General features: G+C 70.7%; 21 protein-coding genes and 2 tRNA genes. 6 read left to right on the forward strand and 17 right to left on the reverse strand.

What is annotated here, in order from left to right; genetic code table 11:
• Positions 1–12 precede the first annotated feature (12 nt).
• From ACFZDA_RS32305 to ACFZDA_RS32320, 4 genes are all read right to left on the reverse strand, one after another.
• A tRNA-Met gene (locus tag ACFZDA_RS32305) sits at positions 13–86 on the reverse strand.
• A gap of 63 nt (positions 87–149) precedes the next feature.
• Positions 150–1,973 (reverse strand): tetratricopeptide repeat protein, encoded by a 1,824-nt coding sequence (locus ACFZDA_RS32310; RefSeq protein WP_391088540.1) that lies wholly within the window; start codon positions 1,971–1,973, stop codon positions 150–152.
• 234 nt (positions 1,974–2,207) lie between these two features.
• Positions 2,208–2,281: transfer RNA gene (locus ACFZDA_RS32315), tRNA-Met, on the reverse strand.
• Between the two features lie 56 nt (positions 2,282–2,337).
• Positions 2,338–5,283, reverse strand: a complete 2,946-nt coding sequence (locus ACFZDA_RS32320; RefSeq protein ID WP_391088658.1) for a UPF0182 family protein — start codon at positions 5,281–5,283, stop codon at positions 2,338–2,340.
• A 163-nt stretch (positions 5,284–5,446) separates the two neighbouring features.
• Between ACFZDA_RS32320 and ACFZDA_RS32325 the strand changes: the two genes are divergently transcribed.
• Positions 5,447–5,989: a PPA1309 family protein gene (locus tag ACFZDA_RS32325; protein ID WP_306963829.1), complete on the forward strand. Its 543-nt coding sequence runs from the start codon at positions 5,447–5,449 to the stop codon at positions 5,987–5,989.
• Positions 5,990–6,031: 42 nt separating this feature from the next.
• On the opposite strand, the gene ACFZDA_RS32330 is transcribed toward ACFZDA_RS32325, so the two are convergent.
• From ACFZDA_RS32330 to ACFZDA_RS32345, 4 genes are all read right to left on the reverse strand, one after another.
• On the reverse strand, positions 6,032–7,123 hold the full coding sequence (locus tag ACFZDA_RS32330) for a PDZ domain-containing protein (protein WP_391088542.1): 1,092 nt from the start codon (positions 7,121–7,123) through the stop codon (positions 6,032–6,034).
• A gap of 69 nt (positions 7,124–7,192) precedes the next feature.
• Positions 7,193–7,390, reverse strand: coding sequence for a hypothetical protein (locus ACFZDA_RS32335; protein ID WP_391088660.1), 198 nt, complete (start codon positions 7,388–7,390; stop codon positions 7,193–7,195).
• Positions 7,391–7,505: 115 nt separating this feature from the next.
• Entirely contained in the window at positions 7,506–7,967 is a 462-nt protein-coding gene (locus ACFZDA_RS32340; protein WP_391088543.1) for a molybdenum cofactor biosynthesis protein MoaE, read from the reverse strand.
• 178 nt (positions 7,968–8,145) lie between these two features.
• The gene (locus ACFZDA_RS32345; RefSeq protein ID WP_391088545.1) at positions 8,146–9,267 is read right to left on the reverse strand and encodes an NAD-dependent epimerase/dehydratase family protein; all 1,122 of its coding nucleotides are present in this window, start codon (positions 9,265–9,267) and stop codon (positions 8,146–8,148) included.
• A gap of 192 nt (positions 9,268–9,459) precedes the next feature.
• Here ACFZDA_RS32345 and ACFZDA_RS32350 point away from each other — a divergent pair, with 192 nt between their 5' ends.
• Entirely contained in the window at positions 9,460–10,929 is a 1,470-nt protein-coding gene (locus tag ACFZDA_RS32350) for a zinc-dependent metalloprotease (RefSeq protein WP_391088547.1), read from the forward strand.
• Positions 10,926–11,453 carry an NUDIX domain-containing protein gene (locus tag ACFZDA_RS32355; RefSeq protein WP_391088549.1) on the forward strand — a complete coding sequence of 176 codons (528 nt, stop codon included), beginning with the start codon at positions 10,926–10,928 and terminating at the stop codon, positions 11,451–11,453. The genes ACFZDA_RS32350 and ACFZDA_RS32355 overlap by 4 nt, the downstream gene beginning before the upstream one ends.
• Before the next feature lie 63 nt (positions 11,454–11,516).
• Here ACFZDA_RS32355 and ACFZDA_RS32360 read toward each other — a convergent pair whose 3' ends face one another.
• The 4 genes from ACFZDA_RS32360 to ACFZDA_RS32375 form a co-directional block, all read right to left on the reverse strand.
• Positions 11,517–12,272, reverse strand: a complete 756-nt coding sequence (locus ACFZDA_RS32360) for an AIM24 family protein (RefSeq protein WP_306963840.1) — start codon at positions 12,270–12,272, stop codon at positions 11,517–11,519.
• 16 nt (positions 12,273–12,288) lie between these two features.
• Positions 12,289–12,969, reverse strand: coding sequence for an AIM24 family protein (locus ACFZDA_RS32365; protein WP_391088552.1), 681 nt, complete (start codon positions 12,967–12,969; stop codon positions 12,289–12,291).
• A gap of 11 nt (positions 12,970–12,980) precedes the next feature.
• A complete protein-coding gene (locus ACFZDA_RS32370; RefSeq protein WP_391088554.1) occupies positions 12,981–14,699 on the reverse strand; it encodes a TerD family protein in 1,719 nt (572 codons plus the stop codon).
• Between the two features lie 208 nt (positions 14,700–14,907).
• Positions 14,908–15,516 (reverse strand): SprT-like domain-containing protein, encoded by a 609-nt coding sequence (locus tag ACFZDA_RS32375; RefSeq protein WP_391088555.1) that lies wholly within the window; start codon positions 15,514–15,516, stop codon positions 14,908–14,910.
• A 252-nt stretch (positions 15,517–15,768) separates the two neighbouring features.
• Here ACFZDA_RS32375 and ACFZDA_RS32380 point away from each other — a divergent pair, with 252 nt between their 5' ends.
• Both ACFZDA_RS32380 and ACFZDA_RS32385 read left to right on the forward strand, forming a co-directional pair.
• A complete protein-coding gene (locus ACFZDA_RS32380) occupies positions 15,769–16,983 on the forward strand; it encodes a TOMM precursor leader peptide-binding protein (protein ID WP_391088557.1) in 1,215 nt (404 codons plus the stop codon).
• Positions 16,976–18,346, forward strand: a complete 1,371-nt coding sequence (locus ACFZDA_RS32385; protein ID WP_391088559.1) for an AarF/UbiB family protein — start codon at positions 16,976–16,978, stop codon at positions 18,344–18,346. Before ACFZDA_RS32380 ends, ACFZDA_RS32385 begins: the two co-directional genes overlap by 8 nt.
• Before the next feature lie 292 nt (positions 18,347–18,638).
• Here ACFZDA_RS32385 and ACFZDA_RS32390 read toward each other — a convergent pair whose 3' ends face one another.
• From ACFZDA_RS32390 to ACFZDA_RS32405, 4 genes are all read right to left on the reverse strand, one after another.
• The gene (locus ACFZDA_RS32390) at positions 18,639–18,962 is read right to left on the reverse strand and encodes a hypothetical protein (RefSeq protein WP_391088561.1); all 324 of its coding nucleotides are present in this window, start codon (positions 18,960–18,962) and stop codon (positions 18,639–18,641) included.
• Complete coding sequence (locus ACFZDA_RS32395; protein ID WP_010047663.1) at positions 18,959–19,327, reverse strand: WhiB family transcriptional regulator; 369 nt, start codon at positions 19,325–19,327, stop codon at positions 18,959–18,961. The genes ACFZDA_RS32390 and ACFZDA_RS32395 overlap by 4 nt, the downstream gene beginning before the upstream one ends.
• Positions 19,328–19,501: 174 nt before the next feature.
• A complete protein-coding gene (locus tag ACFZDA_RS32400) occupies positions 19,502–19,828 on the reverse strand; it encodes a hypothetical protein (protein ID WP_020270254.1) in 327 nt (108 codons plus the stop codon).
• A 164-nt stretch (positions 19,829–19,992) separates the two neighbouring features.
• The gene (locus tag ACFZDA_RS32405; protein WP_391088563.1) at positions 19,993–22,188 is read right to left on the reverse strand and encodes a UvrD-helicase domain-containing protein; all 2,196 of its coding nucleotides are present in this window, start codon (positions 22,186–22,188) and stop codon (positions 19,993–19,995) included.
• Between the two features lie 185 nt (positions 22,189–22,373).
• On the opposite strand from ACFZDA_RS32405, the gene ACFZDA_RS32410 reads away from it, so the two are divergent.
• A complete protein-coding gene (locus ACFZDA_RS32410; RefSeq protein ID WP_004983675.1) occupies positions 22,374–22,616 on the forward strand; it encodes a mycoredoxin in 243 nt (80 codons plus the stop codon).
• A gap of 193 nt (positions 22,617–22,809) precedes the next feature.
• Here ACFZDA_RS32410 and nudC read toward each other — a convergent pair whose 3' ends face one another.
• Entirely contained in the window at positions 22,810–23,754 is a 945-nt protein-coding gene (gene nudC / locus ACFZDA_RS32415; RefSeq protein WP_391088564.1) for an NAD(+) diphosphatase, read from the reverse strand.
• Positions 23,755–23,809 lie beyond the last annotated feature (55 nt).

Consider the following 23,809-nt stretch of genomic DNA (forward strand, 5'->3'; position numbering starts at 1 on the left):
CTCGGCCTTCAGTAGCGGGGACAGGATTTGAACCTGCGACCTCTGGGTTATGAGCCCAGCGAGCTACCGAGCTGCTCCACCCCGCGTCGGTGAATGCAACGTTACGTCACCGCGGAGGACGGATGCAAATCGCTTAGGTGAGCCCAGGGTCACGCCGACAGCTCCTGCCTGAGCGCATCCCGCAACCGGGCCGCCCGCTCCGCCACAGACTCCGGCCCCAGGGACACCGCCCGATCAGCCCACCGCTGCCCCTCCGCCAGCTCCCCCCGACGCGCGTAGACCAGGGCCAGCCGCAACGCCGCCCGACCGTGCCCGGCGTCAGCCGCCCGCGTCCACCACACCGCCGCCTCGGGCTCGCTCCCCTCCCGGGCCAGCAGCAGCCCGAGGTTGAACGCCCCGTTGCGGGACCCGGCCTCGGCCGCCTCCCGGTACCACCGAGCCGCCTCGACGACGTCCCCCCGGGCGGCGGCGAGCATGCCCACCCGCACCTGCGCCCGCCGGTGCCCCTGCGAGGCCGCCCTCTCGTACCACTCCTCGCACTCGCTGCGCCGGTGCACCGGCTCCCCGAGCTCGTGCGCGGGCTCCGGCGGCCGGCGCGCGTCGAGCACGGTCGCCAGCCGGTACGCGGCCTCGGCGCTCCCGCCCCCGGCCGCACACCGCAGATGCCGCTCGGCCTCCTGCTCGTCGCCGTCCCGCAGCCGGGCCATGCCGACCTGGAGCGCCGCCTCGGTGTGCCCGGCGGCCGCGGCACGCTCGTACCAGCGCAGCGCGGCCTGCTCCTCGCCCCGGCCTGCGTGCAGGATGCCCAGGTTGAAGGCGGCGTCCACGCTCCCGGCCTCCGCGGCCTTGGAGAACCACGGCTCGGCGCCGGTCTCGTCCCCGGCCCGCAGCAGCAGGATCGCCAGCGCGTTCGCCGCCTCCCGGTGCCCGGCGTAGGCCGCGCGCCGGTACCACTGCTCGGCCTGCGCGGTGCGGCCCTGCTCGGCGCAGAGCAGCCCCAGGTTGTAGGCACCGTTCACGTCGCCCGCGTCCATCGCGGCCCGGTACCAGCGCTCGGCGGTCTGGGTCTCGCCCCGCTCGGCGTGCAGCGCGCCCAGCGCGTTCGCCGCGTTGCCGTCGCCGTCCTGGGCGGCCCGCAGCCACCACACCGCGGCGTTCTCGGTGTCGCCCGCGTCGCGCAGCAGGAACCCGAGCGCGCAGGCTGCCCGCGCCTCGCCGTCCTTGGCGGACGTCAGGTACCAGCGTCCGGCCTCCTTGAGCTCGCCGCGCTTCTCCAGGATCGTCCCGAGGTGGAGGGCGGCCCGCCGGTGGCCGCGCGCGGCGGCCTGCCGGTACCACTGCTCGACCTCGTCCGGCAGGTGGACACCGTCGTCGCCGTCGGTGTCCCGCGCCGCCTTCCGGTCCAGCGCTCGGGCCAGGCGGTACGCCGCCTCCCGGTGCCCGCGCTCGGCGGCGGCCCGCATCCATGTCTCGGCCCCGGCGTCACCGCGGTGCTCCAGCAGGTCGGCGAGGGCGTACGCGCCCAGAGTGTGCCCCTGTTCCGCGGCCTGCCGCAGCCAGTACTCGGCGGCGGGTTCGTCGCCGCGCTCGCGGTGGTGCCGTCCGAGGGCGTGCGCGGCCGCCGCGGATCCGGCGACGGCGGCGATCCGCCACCAGCCGGCGGCCTCGTCGGCGTATCCACGCTGGTGGAGCAGGACTCCGAGGTTGTTTGCGGCGGCCCGGTCGCCCGCGGCGGTGGCGGCACGCAGATGGGGTTCGGCACCGTCGAGATCGCCACGGCGCAGCAGCATGGCCCCGAGGACACTCATCGCCTCGACGTCGCCGGCCTCGGCAGCGAGCCGCTGACGCAGCTCCTCGGCCGCCTCGTCGGCGATTTCCCCGGTCTCGTCCGGGGTGTCGGTGTCCTCCCGGCTGGAAGGCTGCACAAAACGCCCTGTCTCGAACAGAGTTGCCTTGTCCCCCATAACGTCCATCGTCGCACCACCTGCAACCTGGGTACACCTGGTATACCGCAGCCAGTGAGGTCACTACAGCGTTTTGTCGACATGCCCACAGAGAGACAAGTCAAACACAGATCTCCCAACTCCCCCCGGTGGCGCGGCCGTAGTGTGGGTCAGCACATGCGTTCACACATCACGAAGGCCCGGATTCCGTTGTGGAATCCGGGCCTTCGTGGTCGCTCCGTCACTCGGACTTCGCGATTTCAGTAGCGGGGACAGGATTTGAACCTGCGACCTCTGGGTTATGAGCCCAGCGAGCTACCGAGCTGCTCCACCCCGCGCCGTTGTGTTCACAACCGTATCACGGCGCGGAGTGGGCATTTGACCAGGCCAGGCCCTAACTGCTCGGCTTGGGGCTCGGGCTGCCGCTGGGACTGGCGCTCGGACTGGCGCTGGGCTTGCTCTCGCCGCCCCCGGCGCCTTGGCGGCCGGCCGCGGACTGCGCGTCCTCGGCCCGCTTCAGAGCGTCCTCCAGATCCTTCTGCGCCCGGCCGTACGCCTCCCAGTCGTTGTCCTTCAGGGCGTCCTGCCCCGCGTCGAACGCCTTCTGGGCGTCTTCCAGGGCCTGTTGGACCGTCGGGTTGTCAGACGCCGGTGGTGGCGTCGTATCGCCCTTGTCCGGCGGCTCGGGCGTCGCGCCGTCCGTTCCGAAGATCTTGTTGAGGGCATCGTCGAGCGTGTTCTCGAAGGCGGTCTGGCCTCCGTAGGTGACCAGCACCTTGCGCAGCAGCGGGTACTTCAGTCCCCCACCGCGTACGTAGACCGGCTCCACGTAGAGCAGTCCGCCGTCGAGCGGCACCGTCAGCAGGTTGCCGTACTCGACTTCGGAGTCGCCGCCTCTCAGGAGCCTGATGGACTCGGCGATCTCTTCTTGGGAGTTGAACTGGCTCTGGACCTGCTTGGGCCCGTTGACCGTCGTGTTCGTCGGCAGTTTCAGGATTCTGATCTTGCCGTAGTCACTGGTGCCCGCCTCGGCGTCGACCGCCATGAACGCACTGAGGTTGTCCCGGCCGTTGGGTGTGAAGGTCGTCGTCAGCGAGAACGACTGGGCCTTCTGGTCGGGCATCTTCATGCTCAGGTAGTAGGGCGGCACCGCGTTGCCCGACCGGTTCGTCGGGTCGTCCGGCACCTGCCACACCTCGCTGCCGCTGAGGAACGTCGTGGCGTCCTTCACGTGGTAGCGCGTGAGCAGCTCCCGCTGGACCTTGAACAGGTCCTGCGGGTAGCGCAGGTGGTCCATCAGGTCCTTGGAGATCTCGCCCTTGGGCTTCACCGTGTCCGGGAAGGCCTTCATCCAGGTCTTCAGGACCGGGTCCTTGGTGTCCCACTGGTAGAGCTTGACCTCGCCGGTGTACGCGTCGACGGTCGCCTTCACCGAGTTGCGGATGTAGTTGACCTGGTTCTGCTGGGCCACCACCGCGCGGTTGTCGTTGGTCGCGGTCAGCGAGTCGGCCGTGGTGTCACCGAGGGTCGTACGCGAGGAGTACGGGTATCCGTTCGTCGTCGTGTACGCGTCGACGATCCACTCGATACGGCCGTTCACCACCGCCGGGTAGGCGTCGCCGTCGATGGTCAGCCAGGGGGCGACCGCCTCGACGCGCTCCTTGGGCGTGCGGTTGTACAGGATCCGCGAACCGTCGCCGATGGCACCGGAGTACAGGATCTGCGGCTCGCCGAACGCCACCGCGTACGCGGCCCGGTTGACCGGGTTGGAGAGGTTGACCCCGCTGTCGCCCTTGTAGCTGGTGGTCTTCTCGCCGTTGTCGTCGGAGTAGTCGATCTCCTTCTGGGGACCGCCGACGATCGAGTACGTGGTGGTCTTCTCGCCGTAGTAGACCCGCTGTTCGTACGTGCCGAGGTCGCCCTTGGAGGGCAGGTCGGACTCCGTGAAGACCGGCCGGCCCTGGGCGTCGGCGCTGGTGCCCTTGGCGGCGACCACTCCGTAGCCGTGGGTGTAACGGAAGTGGTTGTTGATCCAGTTCTTCTTCGGGATGCCCGCCAGGTTCAGCTCGCGCAGGCCAATGACCGTGTCCTGGTCCTTGCCGTTCTTGGCGTAGCGGTCGACGTCCAGATTGTTCGGGAACGCGTAGTAGTTCCTGATCTGCTGGAGCTGCTGGAACGTCGGCGAGACGATGTTCGGGTCCATGATGCGGATGCTCGCCGTGGAGCCGACGTCGTCGCGGAGCGTGGTCTTGTCCTCGGTCTTGCTCGTGCCCGAGTAGTCGGTGACCTTCGTGCCGTCGATGCCGTAGGCCTTGCGCGTCGCCTCGAGGTTCTTCTCGACGTACGGCGCTTCCTTGGCCTGCTCGTTCGGCTGGACCTGGAACTTCTGCACGATCGCCGGGTAGAGGCCGCCGATGAGGATCGCGGAGAGCACCATCAGGCCGAAGCCGATCACGGGCAGCTGCCAGGTGCGCCGCCACAGGGTGGCGAAGAACAGCAGCGCGCAGATGACGGCGATGCAGAACAGGATCGTCTTGGCCGGCAGGTAGGCGTTGGCGTCGACATACCTCAGGCCCGTCCAGTTGTCGGTCGCCCTGAAGTCGCTGGATTTCACGGCGAGTCCGTACCGGTCGAGCCAGTACGCGACCGCCTTCAGGGCCACGAAGACGCCGATGAGGACCGACAGGTGCCCGGTGGCCGCCGCCGTGGCACGGGCACCGGGGCTGGTGACGCGCAGACCGCCGTAGAGGTAGTGCGTGAGCGCGGCGGCGATCACGGACAGGATCGCGGCGGCGAAGCCGAAGCCGAGCAGGAAGCGGTACCAGGGCAGGTCGAAGGCGTAGAAGGAGACGTCCAGCTTGAACTGGGGGTCCTTCTGGCCGAAGGGCACGCCGTTGACCCACATCAGCCACGTCCGCCACTGGCCGGACGCGGAGGCTCCGGCGATCAGGCCCACCAGGGCCGTGATCCCGAGCAGCAGCCACTTCTTGTAGGGCGCGATGCCCATCCGGTAGCGGTCGAGGTTCTGCTGCTCCATGGACATGGCGCTCAGCGGCGGCCGCAGCCGGTGCGCCAGCCAGATGTTGACTCCGACCGCGAGGGCCATGAGCAGGCCGAAGACGAAGAAGAGCCCGATCTTGGTCCACAGCGTGGTGGTGAAGACCGACGAGTAGTTCACCGACCGGTACCAGAGCCAGTCCGTCCAAAAGCCCGCGAACATGGTGAACACCATGCCGAGGACGGCCAGGACGCCCAGTGTCATGAGCAGGGTCCGGACACGCCGGGACGGGCGGCCCACTCTGATCCGCGGCCCTGTCGGGCCTCCGCCGCGGTCCGGCATCTGGAAAGCCAAGGTGCGCACCTCGAAGTTCGCTGTTGATTCGTAAGGCCCGCGTCTTCACGGACCGTCCGTGGCCCCCGTGATCGCGGGCCCCCACCTATGCAACTTACTCACCGTTTACTCGGTTCCCGATTCCGGTCGGGAACGAGGCAGGATTGTGACCATGTCCAACACTCCCATGGCGGCGAGCCCGCTCACCCGGGCCGTACTCGAGATCGACGAGTACGTCTCCGGCCTCGGCTGGGACCAGTCCGCCCGCCTCTTCGCACTCGTCGACACCGCCCGGCTCCGGGCCGAACAGCCTTCGCTCGCGGACCGGCTCGGTCTGGACGACGCGTCGGAGAACCCCGGCCTCACCCCCATCGAGCAGGACGAAGTTCCAACGGGCAAGCCGCTCGACGAGTTCCTGGCCACCATCGCCTGGCCCGACGCGGTGGCCGGCTGCGCGCTCGCCGTGGAGCGCCTGATGCTGCCGCCGTCCGCGGAGGCCCAGGTTCCGCAGGGTCTGGACGAAGCCGCGCTGACGAAGTGGGTCGCGGAGCACCCGGACCGCCAGGAGGTCCGTATGACGGTCGCGGTCCTGCGCGACGGCACGCGCGAGTCGGCCCTGCGCCTGCGCGAGAAGGACTCCCCGACGGAGGTGCTCACCGGATCCGACCTCGTGCCGGGTCTGGCGGAGGCGCTGGCGGCGACGTTCGAGGAGTAGCCGGCGGCTGCGCGGCCCGGGCCGGTCTTCCGGCCCGGGGAACTACCTACCGCACTTGGGCAGATCGGCCGTGTCGCCGCTGCGGACGTCCTTGAGGGCGCCGAGGGCGTCCTCGATGGTCTTCACCTTGATGAGGGTGAGGCCCTCGGGGGTGTCCTTGGCGGCGGCCGCGCAGTTGTCCGCGGGCGTCAGGAAGTACTGCGCACCCTTGGCTCGCGCGCCCACGGTCTTCATCTCGATGCCGCCGATCGGACCGACCTTGCCCTCGTCGTCGATCGTCCCCGTCCCGGCCACGAACCTGCCCCCGGTCAGGCTGCCCGGCGTGAGCTTGTCGTAGATGCCGAGCGCGAACATCAGGCCGGCGCTCGGCCCGCCGACGTCGGCCAGCTTGATGTCGATGGTGAACGGGAAGGTGTGGTCGGTCCCCGCGGAGATCCCCACGATGGCCCGCTTCTCGCCGGCGTCGTCCGACGTCGTCGTGGTGATGGTGATGTCCTGTGTCTTCGTCGGCGTCCGCTTCTCCTTCTCCGCGGCGACCTGCTCCTTGGCGGGCACGATCGTGAAGCGGACGTCCTGGCCCGGCTTGTGCTTCGTGACGAGCTTGGCGACGTCGGCCGGCTCCTTCACCGCCGTACCGTCGACGGCCTTGATCACGTCCCCGGCGTGCAGCTTGCCCTCGGCCGGGGAGCCCTTGACGACCGTCGAGACGATGACCCACGACTTCACCGGGACGTCCAGTTCCTTCAGCGCGGCGACCTTGGCGCTCTCCTGGGACTGGCTGAACTCCTCGGCGTTCTCCTGTGTGGACTGCTCCTCGGTCTTGCCGTCCGGGTAGAGCGTCTCGTGCGGCACCACCTTGTTGTCGTGCGCGAGCCAGCCGTAGACGGCCTCGACCAGGTTCATCCGGTAGTCGGCGCTGGTGACCCGGACCGTCGTCATGTTCAGATGGCCATTGGTCGCATATGTCTTCCGCCCCGAAATCTGGAGCACCGGCTCGCCGCCGTGATCGCCCAGCGTGTTCACCGTCGGCCCCGGGGACATCTCCGAATACGGCACGGGGATGAACACTCCCGCGCACAGGAGCGCGATCAGCATCAGGGTGGAGGCGAGCATCGTCGCGGTGCGGCGTGGCATGACTCGACAGTACGGGACGGTCCTGTCAGCGCACCGTCAGGGCCGCCCGTCCGGGGCGGCCCTGTGCTCTCATACGCTTGTGACCTGCTCTTTTCCCTGGCCTTCCGAACCCGGCCGGGGCTTCTCCATGGCTTCGCGGAAGCGGGCGTAACCCATGAGTTCCGGGCCGTCCCCAGGGACCTTGCGAGTCCGGTTGGCCCAACTGCCCCAGAGACCCGCGCCGATCGCAGCCACAAGCGGAATCAGCAACCAGGCGAGCGCCGCCATGCCGACCTCCAACCCCTTGAGCGTCCGCAACTGACTGATCAGCAGATTAACCATCCGCAGTGACAACGCTCACGCCAGGGGTCCGGTTACGCAACCGGAAAGCTGCCTCCCGGATTCAGCAGGCTCCGACCCATTCCTCGGTGCCGTCGGAGAACTTCTGGTGCTTCCAGATGGGCACGTCGTGCTTGAGGTCGTCGATGAGCTTCCGGCAGGCCTCGAAGGCCTCTCCTCTGTGCGGGCACGAGACGGCGACGACCACGGCGAGGTCACCGACCCGGAGATCCCCCACGCGGTGAACGGCCGCCAGCGCCCGCACCGGGAACTCCGCGACGACCTTCTCGGCGATCCGCCTCATCTCGGCCTCCGCACTGGGGTGGCAGGAATACCCCAGCTCCGCCACGTCGGCACCCCCGTCGTGGTTCCGCACGGTGCCCACGAAGAGCGCCGTGCCGCCGGCCGCGTCGTCCCCGACGGCCCGGAACACCTCGTCCACGGAAAGGGCCGTGTCCCGGATCCCGATCAGCCTGATCGGATCCTGCGCGGCCTGCTCGCCCGGGTGATCACTCGTGGATGCCATGCCTCCATCGTGCCGTACGCGGCCGACAGCGCGGAATAGAGCCATCGACCGGCACGCGCGCGTGGGCGTTGGACTCTCCTACGACATCTCCTGCGCCTTCCCTGCGACGGGACCGGAGAGGCGGGACCGGATGGCCAGGCCGGGGAGGCGGGCCGCAGAGGCGCGCCGGAGAGGCGGGTCAGATGCGCCGCCGGGCCTTCCGCGCCCGCCGCACCACCGCGGCCGCGCCCAACAGCGCCACCGTCGCTCCCGCGGCACCCGCGGCCGTCGCGTCCTTGCGGCCCAGCCGCCGCCCGGCCACGGTGTGCCGGCCGGAGACCTCCTCCAGGAGCTCCGCGAGCACTTCCTCGTTGGTGTACCGCGGCCGCCATCCCGCGTCGTGCAGCCGGCTGCCGCTGACCACCCAGGGGTACATCGTGTACGCCAGGTCTCCGGCCGGAGACGGCGTGAGTCCGATGCGGTGCAGGCGCGCCGCCGCACCCAGCGCGACCGCCGACGGCAGCTCCATCCGCCGGATGCCGCTGAGCTCCTCGACCTCCTCCTGCTCCAGCCACCCGTCGCATCCGACGGTCAGCTCCCCGTCGACCTTCTCCAGGGCGGCGTACTCCAGCGCGCTGCACAGGTCCTCGACGTGGCAGAACTGCCACGCCGGCCGCGACCCGGCGACGACGAGCAGCCGGGGAGACTCGAAGTACCTGGTCAGCGCGGTGTCCGTGCCTCCCACCAGGATCGCCGGCCGCACCACGGTGACATTCAGCCCCGGGTGCGCCCGCGGTGCCCGCCGCGCCAGCCGCTCGATCTCCAGCAGGTCGCCGACGCCCGTCGCCTCGGCCGTGGCCCGCAGCTCCGCGTCCTCGGAGAGCGGCAGCTCGTTGTCCGGCAGCGCCCCGTAGACCATCGCCGAGGTGCACAGCACGACCCGGTGCACTCCGGCCGCCGCGGCCGCCGTCAGAACGGTCTGTGTCCCCCGTACGTTGTAGGCCGTTCGGGCGGCGGCGTCGGTCTCCAGGTCGAGGTCCAGCGCCAGGTGCACCACCACGTCGGCGCCCCGCAGCTTCTCCGCGATGGCGGGATCCCGTACGTCCAGGATGTGCCACTGCGCCGCGGCGCACTCGCCGCGCCGCTCGTCGATGGCGACGACCTGCTTGACCTCGTCGGACGCGGCGAGCTGCTCGGTGAGCAGGGCGCCGACGCCGTACGCGGCACCGGTGACCGCGACGACGGGTCCGCGCGCCGCGGGGCTCGCGGAACTGGTTGACTGGTTTCGCGCTGCGCGAACCTGCGGATCTGGGGAACTCACCGGGCGTCTCCAGCGGTTGTCTTCAGTACGAGCGCGAGCGACGCGTGCGTACCAGGTGGCATCCATCCTGCCGCAGGCTGTCAGTCGGCGACGCACCGAGGCCCGATCCGCCCCAGGTGTCTACGCTGGGTGGTGTTGTCGGGCAGCCGTGCCGCCGGAAAGAACCGGCGGCCCTACCAGCCGAGGAATCCCGTGAGTGACACCCCATTCGGATTCGGCCTTCCGCCGGAGGAGCCGGACGACGGCGACGAGGGCAAGAAGAAGGACCAGGAGAGCGGTGGTGGTCAGGGACCGGCCAATCCGTTCGGTTTCGGCGGCCTGCCCGGAGCCGGAGGATTTGGCGGCCCCGGCGGCCCCGGTGCGGACAATCCGTTCGCAGCCATGTTCGGCTCCCTGAACCCCAACGACCTGGGCGCCGCGTTCCAGCAGCTGGGCCAGATGCTCTCCTACGAGGGCGGCCCGGTGAACTGGGACATGGCCAAGCAGATCGCCCGCCAGACGGTCTCCCAGGGCAGTCCGGACGGCACCAAGGACACCAGCGTCGGCCCCGCCGAGCGCCGGGCCGTCGAGGAGGCCGTCCGCCTCGCCGACCTGTGGCTCGACGACGCCACGTCGCTGCCGTCCGGTGCCGGCTCGGCCGTGGCCTGGAGCCGCGCCGAGTGGGTCGAGGCGACGCTGCCCGCCTGGAAGGAGCTCGTCGACCCGGTCGCCGAGCGCGTCGGCACCGCCATGGGCGATGTCCTGCCGGAGGAGATGCAGGCCATGGCCGGCCCGCTGATCGGCATGATGCGCTCGATGGGCGGCGCCATGTTCGGTACGCAGATCGGGCAGGCCGTCGGCGTGCTCGCCGGTGAGGTCGTCGGTTCGTCCGACATCGGCCTGCCGCTGGGCCCGGCCGGAAAGGCCGCGCTGCTGCCGGTGAACATCGAGACGTTCGGCAAGGACCTGAGCGTCCCGCAGGAGGAGGTGCGGCTGTATCTCGCCCTGCGCGAGGCCGCCCACCAGCGGCTCTTCGCGCACGTGCCGTGGCTGCGCTCGCATCTGTTCGGCGCGGTCGACGGCTACGCCCGCGGGATCAAGGTCGACACGGCCAAGCTGGAGGACGTCGTCGGCCAGTTCGATCCGCAGAACCCCGAGCAGCTCCAGGAGGCGCTCCAGCAGGGCATGTTCCAGCCCGAGGACACGCCCGAGCAGAAGGCCGCCCTGGCGCGTCTGGAGACGGCTCTGGCGCTCGTGGAGGGCTGGGTCGACGCGGTGGTCCACGCCGCCGCGAAGCCCCGTCTGTCGTCGGCGGACGCCCTGCGCGAGACGCTGCGCCGCCGCCGCGCCTCGGGCGGCCCGGCCGAGCAGACGTTCGCCACGCTGATCGGCCTGGAGCTGCGCCCGCGCCGCCTGCGTGACGCCTCCCGTCTGTGGGCCTCGCTCACCGACGCGCGCGGTGTCGACGGCCGGGACGCCCTGTGGCACCACCCGGACATGCTGCCGACGGCCACCGACCTGGACGACCCGGACGGCTTTGTGCACCGCGAGCAGATCGACTTCTCCGAGCTGGACAAGATGCTCGGCGAGGCGGCGGACAAGCCCGACCTGCAAAAGCCCGACCTCAACAAGAAGGACGAGGACGAGGGCGAGGGCAAGAACAGGGGCGACGACGCCGAGTGAGCCTGTACGACGACGCGGTCCTCGTGCTCAAGGAGTACGAGGACCAGACGGACCTGCGCCAGGCCTACCTCGACCATCTGGCGCAGCACCCGGACGGTCTGTGGAAGGCCTGCCATGCGGGCCACATCACGGCGAGCGCCCTGGTCATCGACGCCGAGGCCGGGCGGGTCCTGCTGACCCTGCACAGGAAGCTGCGGATGTGGCTGCAGATGGGCGGCCACTGCGAGCCGGGCGACAGCTCCCTCGCGGCCGCCGCCCTGCGTGAGGCGACGGAGGAGTCCGGCGTCTCGGGGCTCTCGCTGCTGCCGGGCGGCCCGGTGCGCCTGGACCGGCACCCGATCCCGCCGCCGTGCCACTGCCACTTCGACGTCCAGTACGCGGTCCTGGCGCCCCCGGACGCCGCGCACGCGGTCAGCGACGAGTCGCTCGACGTGCGCTGGTTCGGGTACGACGAGGTGGCGGAGGTGGCCGACGAGTCGGTCGTCCGCCTGCTGGAGGCGACCCGCGCGAGACTCGCGACCTGAGACTCATGTAAGGGGCGACCGCCCTGGCGATCGCCCCTTACATCTTGTCCGGTCCGTGGTCGCTCAGTTCCAGACGTTGCCCTGGTTCTGCCCGCGCGCACCCTGCTGGCCCATGCCGTACTGCGCGGCGAGGCCCGAGCCGATCTGCGCGTTCTGCGGCGGCAGCAGCTCGCTGGGCTGGACGAGCGCGAAGCCGGTGCCCATGAAGCTCAGCTCCCAGCCCTCGCCGGTGCTGCCGCGGCGCCGCCACACCCCGGAGGAGTGCGTCTGGGCCTGCATCTGCACCCGCAGGCTCGTCGACCAGGCGACGATCGCGTCGGCGTCGCAGTTGACGTACTTGTCGGGCGTCACCTGCATCAGCAGCGGCATGCCCGAGGTCATCAGGGCGATCTTGCCCCGGCCGGTGATGTTGAGCTGGTACTTCCCGGAGCCGGAGATGCCGTAGAGGCTGTCGACGGCGATGACCTCGTGGTGCAGGGAGGAGTCCATCGCCAGCACATAGCTGCTGTCGACGGTGAGGCCGTCCTGCTCCACCTCCATCACATGGACGTGCTGCTTGAGGTTGGCGAGGTAGACCGTGCCCTGCCCGTGGCAGCGCATCAGATCGAGTCCCTCACCGGTCTGCGCACGCGCGCGTGACTGCTGGTTGCTCTGGTACTCGGCGTCGAACTCGACGAGGCCCTGGTAGGCGACCATGGTGCCCTTGCGGGCCAGGATGTCGTCGTGGCCCTCCAGGGCGACGCGCAGCATCTGCTTGTTCTGCAGACTCCAGCGGTCCTGGGTCTGCTGCTCGTTGTAGGCGAAAATCGGGCTCTGCATGGCGTGTGGCTCCCCCTCAGCCCCGGACCCGGATGCGGTCGGTGCTGTCCTCGCTGGGCTGGACGACGACGATGCCCTGACCGGAGAAGGCCATCTGGTAGGCCTCGCCGCTGCCGCGCCCGATCAGCGACTGTGCCCGGAAGCTGCGCTTGCCCTTCACCTTGAGGTTCGGGGACCAGGCGACCAGGGCGTCGGGGTCGACGTACGTCTCGTCCTCGCCGCCTCCGCAGTCGACGACGATGGGCTTGCCCCGGGAGGTCAGCGCGACCCAGCCCTGCCCGGAAATCTTGGTGTTCCACAGGCCCTGTCCGGCGAACTTCGCCAGGCCCTTGACCCGCTCGACGCCCCATGTGAGGTGGGCGTCGAAGGCGAGCAGATTGGTGGCGTTGACGGAGATGCCGTCGCCGTTGAGGTTGATCACGACGACGTTCGCCCCGTAGTCGGAGAGGTAGAGCAGACCGTCGCCGGAGCACTTCATCAGGGGCGCGCCCTCGCCGGTCATCCAGTCCTTCGCGATCTGGCGCACGGCCGGCGGGTTGGGCTCGTACTGCACGAAGCCCTCGTAGGCGACCATCGACCCCACGCGCGCGAGGAGGTCGTTTCCGGTCTGCATGGCGACCTTCAGCATGTGGTTGCCGTGGTTCTCCATGCGGGCGGTGACGGGTGCGGGGGCGTGGCCCGCGAGTTGCTGTGTCATGACGGGCTCCCTCAGACCTCGTACGGCTGGACGACGATGAAGTTCCCGGGCGCTCCCCGGAACTGGAGGTTGACGCTCTCCCCGCTGTCACCCGGGTAGGCGTTGCGGCGCATCCGCACCTGGCTGGAGACGACGACCTGGGCGGCGGCCGACCAGGCGACGACGGCGTTGCAGTCGGCGAACGTGGTGGGCGTGACCGGCAGGACCACGGGCGTGCCGTGGGTCTTGACGACGATCGTGCCGGTGCCCGTGAACTGCATCGTGAACAGCGCGCCACCGGGGATGCCGTGCCCCTCGATGCGGCGCACCTCGTACTGGAGGCCCTCGTCGAAGGCGAGGACGTTCTCGGCGGAGACGCAGATGCCGTCGCCCTGGAGCTCGATGGGGTGCAGCATCGTGGAGTCCTCGGCGAGGAACACCTGCCCCTGGCCTGTGCAGCGCATCAGCTGCATCTCCTGGCCGGTCGCGTTGCCCACGATCCGGCCGGCGAAGCCGGCGCCCTTGTAGCTGAAGTCGACCTTGCCCTGGTAGAGCACCATGCTGCCCTGGCGGGCCAGCACGGGCTGCCCGCCGATGCCGAGGTCGACGCGGACGAGCTTCTTGTTCTGCTGCGTCCAGCGCTGCCCGGTGGGGGTCTCCTTGAATCTCTGGAGAGCGGCGGCGACACCGGGGCCCTGCGGCGTTCCCTGAGGCGCTCCTTGCGGCACTCCGTAGGGGGCTTGCCCGGGCGGCTGCTGGCCGTAGCCGGGGGGCGGTGCGGGCTGGGCGTATCCCGGGGGCGGGGCCGGGGCATGGGGTGCCTGGGGTGCTGCCTGGGGGTGGCCGTAGCCGGGCGGTGGCGGGGCCGTCTGGCCGGGGAGCTGGCCGTACGGCGGCTGCTGGCCCGGCTGGCTGTACGGCGCGGGCGCCGGGGCCGGGGGCGGCACCGGGGAGCCGCCGGGCGGGGTGTTCATGGGCGCGACGATGGTCGGGGCGGCGTGCACCTGGGGTGCGGGCGCCGGGGCCGGCGGCGCAGTGGCGCCCGGCGGGGGCGCGAAGCCCTGCGCGGCGGGAGCCGGGGCCGGGGGCGCTGCCGGTGCGGGTGAGGGAGCCGGCGCGGGCTCCGGAGTTCCGGGGACGCCGAACGCGGGCGGTGCGAACCCCGGGGCGGCTCCGGCCTGTGGCTGCTGGGCGGCGGGCGCGGGCGGCGCGGGCGTCTCCTCCTCGGCCACCTCGCCGCCGAAGTTCTTCAGCAGCGCGTCGAGACCACCGTCGAAGCCCTGCCCGACGGCGGCGAACCGCCAGACGTCCTTCAGGTAGAAGTCGCCGAGCATCACGGCCCGTTCGGTGGAGAATTCCGAGCCGTCGAAGGGGTAGCGGGCCACCTCCTCGCCGCCCGCGACGATACGGATGTAGCCGGGGGCGATCTGCGACATCTGCCCGGCGCCGTCGATCGTCGCCGTGAAGGACAGCTTCTGGATCTGCGGCGGGATCCGGTCGAGCGTCACCCGGAACGACTCCGTGTCGCCCGCCTGGGCGCCCAGGAGCTGAACGGAATCCTCGGGGGACTTCGGCTGGTTGTAGAAGACGAAGTACCGGTCGTCCGAGAGCCGTTCGTCGGCGTCGAGGCCGAAACAGCTGATGTCGAAGCTCAGTCCGGGGCCGGAGATCTGTACGCCTACGTACAGATCTGTGCCCGCGGTGAGGTCACTGATCCTGGCCTTGTGGCCGCGTTGGAATTCCCTGGCCATGCGTAACGACCGTCCCCCATCCAGAACGTGATTGCGTCGCGCCAGGCTAACGGCAAACTCGGACACCGGACGGAGTCGGTACACACCCGGTACAGAACCCGCGCCCGGCCGTACCGGCTGCTCTCTCACGGAAAGCGGTCACTCACCCCGGAGCTCGCCGTGGGTGCTCATCGCGCGTGCACAGCCGGGCGTTCGGCCCACGGGACACTCAGCCCGCATCACCCTCGCCCCGCGCACCGGGCACGTGCGGCAACCGCTCGGCCGCGACCACGCCTTCGAGGTAGCCCCGGGCCCGCTCCGTGCGCGGATAGGCCTCCAGCAACTCCCAGAAGCGGGGGCCGTGTCCGGGTACGAGCAGATGGGCGAGTTCGTGGACGAGGACGTAGTCGACGACGTACTCGGGCATGCCCTTCAGACGGTGGGACAGGCGGATGCTGCCCTCTGACGGGGTGCAGGATCCCCAGCGCGTGTTCTGGTTGGTCACCCAGCGCACCGAAACGGGCCGCGCCCGCCCACTGAAGTACTGGTCCGAAAGGCGCCGGGCCCGCTCGGTCAGCTCGGCGTCGCCGAGGGCCCGCTTGCTCTCCTGGGCGGCCAGCTTGTCGAGCATGACGTTCACCCAGCGCTGCTCCTCCGCCTCGGACATCCGGGCGGGGATGAGCACCACGGTGCGATCGCCCTCGCGGTACGCGGAGACCGTTCTGCGTCGGCGGGCGCTCCTGCGGACCTCGATCGCGCTCGCCCCCGAGCCGCTCGGCGGCTGGCTCGTCGTGCTGCGCTGTGGCTTTCCGGCGCGGTGCAATGGGTCGGCGGGCACGCCCCGACGTTACCCGCTGTACCCGGGGAAGTCCCGGCTCCGAGAGGGTTCGATGCCGATGACCCCCGCCGCCCGCCGGATTTGTACGACGAATACCCGCACCTGTGGACAACTTTCTGCAGCCGGCGACGGCTTTGGGCATGCTGGCTGTTGCCGGCGAAGCGACGGACAGGCCCGGCCGGGACCAGGCCGGCCTGGATCCGGGCTGGACACGGCATACGAGGACGATCTATGGCTCACGGGGGGCCTGTCATGCATCCGATGGTGAAACCCGCGCTCAGGCGCGGCTGGCGCGACCTCAACACCGTGCAGTTCGGGATGACACCGGCGCATGCGATGACGCTCGGCCCGATGGACCTGGCGACCGGCAGCTTCCTGGATCTGCTGAACGGCACACGGGGGCTGGAGCTGCTGCGCGAGGAGGGGCGCCGGATGGATCTGCCCGAGGGCCATGTCGACGGACTGGTGCGGCGGCTCGCCGGGGCCGGTCTCCTCGACGACGCGCGGGGCGGCGGGCCGGCCGCCGACGCCCTGCGCCAGAAGAAGGAGGTCCTCGACCGGCTGCGTCCGGACCTTGCTTCCCTGTCGCTGACCACCTCGGCACCGGGTGACGCGATGCGGCAGCTGGCCGCCCGGCGCTCGCAGCGTGTGCGGGTGCGGGGCGCGGGCCGGGTGGGTGCCGTGCTGGCGTCACTGCTGTCGGGCGCCGGTGTGGGCGAGGTCGACGTACGCGACGGCGGCCGTGTGGAACCGTGGGACGTCGCGCCGGGCGGGCTGCCGCCGGAGGCCGTCGGCGACCGCCGGGACGAGTCGGCCCGCCGGGCCGTGCGCCGGGCGGCCCCGGACCGGCCGCCGCGCCGCACCGCACCCCGGACATCCCCCGAGGAAAGCGACCCCGGCTTCTCGCTGGTGATCATCGCCCCGCGCGACGATGTGGCCGTGCACGCGCCCGACCCGTCGGCCGCCGAACCCCTGATGTCCTCCGGGACCCCTCATCTGTACGCCGGGGTCGTGGAGGGGACCGGGGTGATCGGCCCGCTCGTCCTGCCCGGGGAGACGGGCTGCGCGGGGTGCCTGCACGAGAACCGCACGGACCGGGATCCGACCTGGCCGCGCCTGGTCGCCCAGTGGCGCTCGGGCAGGCGTCGACAGGCGCGGCCCTGCGACCTGACGCTGGCCACTACGGTGGCCGGACTGGCCGCCGCCCACGCGCTCGCCTTCCTGGACGGCCGGGTTCCGTCGAGCGCCGGGGCGCGCTGGGAGGTCTCCGTGCCCGGTCTGCACTGGCATACGCGGCCGGTCTGGGCGCATCCGGCATGTCCGTGCGGGGCGGTGGAGAGAGGAAAGGGGGAGCACCCCTCGGAGGATGGGGAGTCACACGAGACAATGGCGGTGCAACGGCCGTCGGCGCAGTGCCGTAAGGCAGCGGCGAAGCGGCCGGCTGGGACTTGGAGGGCGCATGTCTGATCTTCCCCGGAAGGCGGTCACCCGGACCGCCAAGCTCGCCGCGCTCCCGCTCGGCATCGCCGGGCGGGCGACCTGGGGATTCGGCAAGCGGATCGTCGGCGAGTCCGCGGAGCTCGTCGGCCGCGAACTCCAACAGCGCACGGCTGACCAGCTGTTCAAGGTGCTCGGCGAGCTCAAGGGCGGCGCGATGAAGTTCGGCCAGGCCCTGTCCGTCTTCGAGTCCGCGCTGCCCGAGGAAGTGGCCGGCCCCTACCGGGCCGCGCTGACCAAGCTCCAGGAAGCGGCGCCGCCGATGCCGACGCGCACCGTGCACGCGGTGCTCGAGGAGCGGCTGGGCGAGGGCTGGCACGAGCTGTTCCTGGAGTTCGAGGACAAGCCCGCCGCGGCGGCCTCGATCGGCCAGGTGCACCGCGGGGTGTGGCATGACGGCCGCGAGGTGGCGGTCAAAGTGCAGTACCCGGGCGCAGGCGAGGCCCTGCTGTCCGATCTGAACCAGCTGAGCCGCTTCTCCCGCCTGCTCGGCCCGCTGATCCCCGGCATGGACATCAAGCCGCTGATCACCGAGCTGAAGGACCGCGTCTCGGAAGAGCTTGACTACGGCCTGGAGGCCCAGGCCCAGCAGACTCACGCCGAGGAGTTCACGGACGACCCGGACGTGATCGTGCCGCAGGTGGTGCATCAGTCCGACCAGGTCCTGATCACGGAGTGGATCGACGGCATCCCGCTGTCGGAGATCATCTCGGACGGCACCCAGGAGCAGCGCGACCGGGCCGGTCAGCTCCTTGCCCGCTTCCTGTTCTCCGGCCCCGCCCGCACGGGCCTGCTGCACGCCGATCCGCACCCGGGCAACTTCAGGCTGCTGCCCGGCGGCCCGGACGGAGAGGACGACTGGCGCCTGGGCGTCCTGGACTTCGGCACGGTCGACCGCGTCCCGGGCGGTCTGCCGGCCACCATCGGCGAGTCCCTGCGGATGACCCTCGACGGGGAGGCTGAGGCGGTCTATGAGCTCCTGTGCGCGGAGGGGTTCGTGAAGGAGACCATAGAGCTGGATCCCGACGCGGTCCTCGACTACCTGCTGCCGATCATCGAACCGGCCGAGGTCGAGGAGTTCACGTTCACGCGCGGCTGGATGCGCAGCCAGGCGGCCCGCATCGCGGACCCGCGCTCCCCGGCCTACCAGCTGGGCAAGCTGCTCAACCTGCCGCCGTCGTATCTGCTGATCCACCGGGTGACGCTGAGCACGATCGGCGTCCTGTGCCAGCTGGGGGCGACGGTGCGGCTGCGCGAGGAGTTGGAGGAGTGGCTGCCGGGTTTCATGTCGGAGGACCCGGCGGACGGGGAGGACTCGGTGGCGGAGGCATGAGCCTCGGCGGGCACCACGGGTGACCGGTGCCCGCGCCTCACCACCAGTCCGAATCCAGGCGCCCCTCCACCGCGACGGTCGCACACGAGCGGCTGAGGCTGCGCTGTGGAGTTGCCGTCACTCCTCCGGGAGAACCCGTCACCCGGCGACGACAGTCGGCGACGGTATCGCCGTGCCCACGGCCCGCGGGGCACAACGCGCCGCGGGGGCCGGTCCGTTCGGCACGGACCGGCCCCCGCGGAGAGAGCTCGGCCTCCCGGGCCCGGGAGGCCACCGCTTCAGGTGAGGTCGGTTACTGCATGACCGCCATGGCGAGCGCCCGGCGGGCACGCCGTGAGGCGCGCTCCGCCCTGCGCTGCATCCGGCGGGCGGTCGCCAGGCGCACGGCCGGGCGTTCCCGCTCCGCCTCTTGCAGTCGCTCGCGCATATGCGCGCGAGCCATGGCTTCTGGGATGAGTTGCATCTCTCGGGTCCTGTTCTGACGCGAGTCCTTCGCGCCGGTGGTGGTGAAGTCTTGGGTCGCGGAGCCTGCGGGCTCGGAAGTGGACGGCTTCATCGGGGCCTGCTTCTGGGGGTCGTGCGTGAGGGGACGGTCGATCGTTCCTGCGGTTTTCATGCCGTAACCGGGTTCTTGCGCGGGCGGCCACGCGGCCGCTTCCGGGCGACGACGACACCCTGCACGAACAGCTCGCCACCCCAGACGCCCCAGGGCTCACGCCGCTCTTTGGCCCCGGCGAGGCAGGCCTCGACCAACGGGCAGGTACGGCAGAGGGACTTGGCGTACTCGACGTCCGCGGGCGACTCGGCGAAGAAGACCTCCGGGTCGTAGGAGCGGCATGGGACGGGTACGCCGAGGTTCTCGATGGCGTCGTCGAGCGCGGTGAGCGCGGTGAGCGGGGTCAAGGCGGAGTCCTCCGTGGAGCCGGGCTTGGGGATCGTTTCGGAAGGCGGTACGGACGGGGCGTGCGCTTCGAGTTGCACGGTTCGTCTTCCTCGTCTGGTCGTTCCGGCCTGTTGGCCGAGGGGCGGCTGGTACCGGGTTCTTTTCTTGTCCCGAGGCTCCTTCGGTCCGTCGTCCCTGTTCAGGGACAAACAGAAGGGCCGCGGATCCCGGATGGGGTTCCGCGGCCCTGAAGGCGCCGGCCTGATCGGCGATCAGGCTGGATCACTCCAGGGTTCTGGCCCACGGAAGGCCCACATCTGGTGGTGCTGCGTCGTCTGCTTCCGGAATCCGGCACCGGTCGCCGTAAAGGCATAGGCCTGCGCCTGTGCCACTACTGCCGCTTCCAGTGCCTTGGTCGGTCGCTCATTGCGCTCGCGGACGGGAAGGCCCGCGGGGGCAACGGAGGAGGACGCCGGACGCGCGGCACGAATGCCGGACAGACCGGTGCCCAGGTTCGAAACGCCGAGCATGCACGCGGAGACGGCCGAGCGATCGGTCATTTTCACGATGCTGACGGAGCTGGTGTTGATGCTGATCACTGGACTCGCCTCCTCTCGGCGTCTCGGGGGACTGGATGAACCAGTCCTGCGGATATGCAAGTACAACACGGAATCAGGGCCTCCGAGAAGGCCGCTGCTCTCGTGCCTAAGAACCTATGGGGATTGCTGGGGCATGCGCAAACTATTTTTCCGACGAGTTCGTGTCAGTCCTGATCCGTGTCCCCTCCGGCGTACTGGCCTGCGCAGATGGCCAGTACGTCGGCTCCGTAGCGGTTGAGCTTGCGCATTCCCACGCCCGGGATGCGTGCCAGCTCGCGCTCGTCGTCGGGCGCGGTCTCGGCGATGGCCATCAGGGTCCTGTCGGTGAAGACGCAGAACGCGGGCTGGCCACTACGTCGCGCCTGGTCGGCGCGCCACTCGCGCAACTGCTCGTAGAGACCCTCGTTCATGTCGGAGGGGCAGTCGTCGCACCGCATCAGTTTCATCTCGCCCGCGTCGGTCAGCGTGCGGCCGCAGACCCGGCAGCGGGCGGGCGTTCGCTGAACCCGCCTCGGGGCGGAATCCCTGATTCCGGCGATTCCGCGCTCGATGCCGCCCGTGCCGCCGGCGGCGGTACGGGCCGTGGTGGCCGTCGAACCAGGGCGCAGCCCGTCGAGGAAGCGGCTGGGGCGGCGGTTGGGCCGGCCTCCGGGGGAACGGGACAGGGCCCAGGAGACGTGGAGGCGTTCCCGCGCGCGGGTGACGCCGACATACAGGAGGCGGCGCTCCTCCTCGATCTGTTCGTCGGTCTTGGCGTAGGTGATCGGCATCATGCCCTCGGCGACACCGACCAGGAACACGACGTCCCACTCCAGGCCCTTGGCCGAGTGCAGGGAGGCGAGGGTGACGCCCTGCACGGTGGGGGCGTGCTGGGCGTTCGCCCGTGCGTCGAGTTCGGCGACCAGGTCCGCCAGGGTGGCGCCGGGTTTGGCGGCGATGAAGTCCTGGGCGAGGTTCACCAGGGCGGCCAGGGACTCCCAGCGCTCTCTCACGGCGCCGGAGCCGGCCGGTGGCCGCGGTGTCCAGCCCTCCCCCGACAGCACCGCGCGCACCTGGGAGGGCAGGTCGACCGCGTCGTCCAGAAGGGAGTCGTTGCCGCCGAAGCGGGCCGCGCCGCGCAGGGCGACGCTCGCCTTGCGTACCTCCGGACGGTCGAAGAACCGCTCGGCGCCGCGCAGCTGGTAGGGCACCCCGGCGTCGGCGAGGGCCTGCTCGTAGGTCTCGGACTGCGCGTTCGTCCGGAACAGGACGGCGATCTCGGCGGCCGGGACCCCCGCGTCGATGAGCTCGCGGATGCGCCGGGCCGCGCCCTCCGCCTCGGCAGGCTCGTCCGTGTACTCGGCGTAGACCGGCTCGGGCCCCGGGGCGCGCTGGGAGACGAGCTCCAGGCGGTGGTCGGCGGCGCGGCCCTTCGCCTGGGCGAGCAGGCCGTTGGCGAGGTGGACGACCTGGGGGGTGGAGCGGTAGTCGCGGACCAGCTTGACGACGGTGGCGCCGGGGTGGCGGGTGCGGAAGTCGAGCAGATGGTCCGGGGTCGCTCCCGTGAAGGAGTAGATCGTCTGACTGGCGTCGCCGACGACGCACAGGCTGTCCCGGTCGCCCAGCCACAGTTCCAGCAGGCGTTGCTGGAGGGGGCTGACGTCCTGGTACTCGTCGACCACGAAGTGCTGGTACTGGGCGCGGACCTGCTCGGCGATGTCATGCCGGTCCTGGAGGACGGCCACGGTCAGCAGCAGCACGTCCTCGAAGTCGATGACGGAGCGCTCGCGCTTGACGTCCTCGTAGGCCGCGTAGAGCTGGGCGATCTCGGCGGGGTCGCGGGGGGTCTCGCGGCCGGCCTTGGCGGCGGCGGGCGCGTAGTCGGCGGGGACGGTCTGGGTGACCTTGGACCACTCGATCTCGGCGGTGACGTCCCGCAGCTCGCCCCGGTCGAGGCGGATGCGGCAGGCGGCGGCCGCGTCGGCGACGAGCTGGACCTTGCGGTCGACGAGCCGGGGCATGGAGCCGCCGATCGCTTTCGGCCAGAAGTACTGGAGCTGGCGCAGTGCCGCCGAGTGGAATGTGCGCGCCTGGACTCCGGCGGCGCCGAGCTGGCGCAGCCGGCCCCGCATCTCCCCGGCGGCGCGGTTGGTGAAGGTGACGGCGAGCACGCTGGAGGGGTGCAGGATGCCGGCGCGCACTCCGTAGGCGATGCGGTGGGTGATCGCCCGGGTCTTGCCCGTGCCGGCGCCCGCCAGGACGCACACCGGACCGTGCAGGGCCGTGGCCACCTCGCGCTGCTCGGGGTCGAGCCCTTCGAGGACGGCGTCGGGTGTTTCCGGTACCTGCGGGAACAGGGTGGAGTGCGTTGCTGCTGTCACACAGCCATGCTGCCAGGTCACGCGAAACGGCTGTGCCGGTTGTCCACAGGCAGGCACTGATAGTCGTACGAATGCGGCAGGCGTCACGTCCGGCAGGGCGCGGGCCGCGGGAATGGTGGCCCTCTCACGGACGTTCCACTCCTGCGAACCACCTGTCCCCGAGCCACCGAAGGAGCACGAGAGACATGCCGGGCACTGTGACGATGTACAGCACCACGTGGTGCGGCTACTGCCGTCGGCTGAAGAGCCAGATGGACCGCGAGGGCATCGCGTACACCGAGATCAACATCGAGCAGGACCCGGAGTCCGCCGCGTTCGTGGAGAAGGCGAATGGCGGAAACCAGACGGTGCCCACCGTGCTGTTCCCGGACGGCTCCACCCTCACCAACCCCTCGCTGGCTCAGGTGAAGCAGAAGATCGGCGCGTAGGCGTCGCGCGGTTGTGCCGGAAGGCGGTTCCCGAGGCGTCTCGGGGGCCGCCTTCTCGTGGTGTGCCCCCTGGCGGGTGACCGCCTCCCCGAACGGCCCGTGACGGACCACGGCGACCGCGTTGACGAAGTCGTACGTGTCCTCGGGCAGCGACCCGTCGGCGAGGAAGTCCGCCTCCGGGCGAGCGGACCCGTCAGGCGACGCTTCTCGTCGGCAGCGGCTTGCCGTACCAGAGCTCGATCAGCCGGGCCGCGATCGAGATGCCGTACGGCGGGAGCACCTCGCCGGACTCGAAAGCGGCGCGCAGTTCGTCGCGGGAGAACCAGCGGGCCTCGTGGATCTCGTCCCCGTCGACGTCGATCTCGGTCGAGGTGGCGCGGGCCAGGAAGCCCAGCATGAGGCTGGACGGGAAGGGCCAGGGCTGGCTGGCGACGTACTCGACCTGGCCGACGGTGATGCCGACTTCCTCGTGGACCTCGCGGCGCACCGACTGCTCGACGGCCTCGCCGGGCTCGACGAAACCGGCGAGCGTCGAGAAGCGGCCTTCGGGCCAGTGCACCTGGCGGCCGAGCAGGATGCGGTCGTCCTCGTCGGTCACGGCCATGATCACGGCCGGGTCCGTCCGCGGATAGTGCTCCGCGCCGCAGGCCTGGCAGCGGCGGATGTGACCGGCCGCGGCGATGACGGTGCGCTCGCCGCAGCGCGAGCAGAAACGGTGTGTGCGCTGCCAGTTCTCCAGGCCGACCGCGTGCACCATCAGGCCCACGTCCCGGGCCGACAGTAGCAGGCCCGCCTCGCGCAGCCCCGCGGGCCGCGCGGACTGATCCATGCGCCCGGGCAGGGAGTCCTTCTGGAGGGCGAAGTAGCTGACGCCGTCCTCGTCGATGCCGAGGAAGTAGCGGTGGGCCTCGGTGAGGGGGGCCTCGAAGGAGGGCGTCATGACGAGTTCGGTACGCCCGTCCGCCGTCTCGTCGATGAGGACCTGGCCGCCGGAGACCACGAAACAGCGCGTGGAGGGGTGGCTCCACGCCGCCGCGAGCCAGGCCTCGTCGAGCCGGTGGTGGGCGGCCCGGTCGATGCCGCTCGGTGCGGTGAGTGAGATGGGTCGGTCGGCGTTCTGGTCGGTCCAGGTGGTCACGGGTGCTTCCAACTCCCCGGTGGGACTGTCGGGTTCGGCGGGCTGATCAGCGGGA

The sequence above is a fragment of the Streptomyces sp. NPDC007991 genome, from assembly GCF_042958445.1.
Taxonomy (GTDB): Bacteria; Actinomycetota; Actinomycetes; order Streptomycetales; family Streptomycetaceae; genus Streptomyces.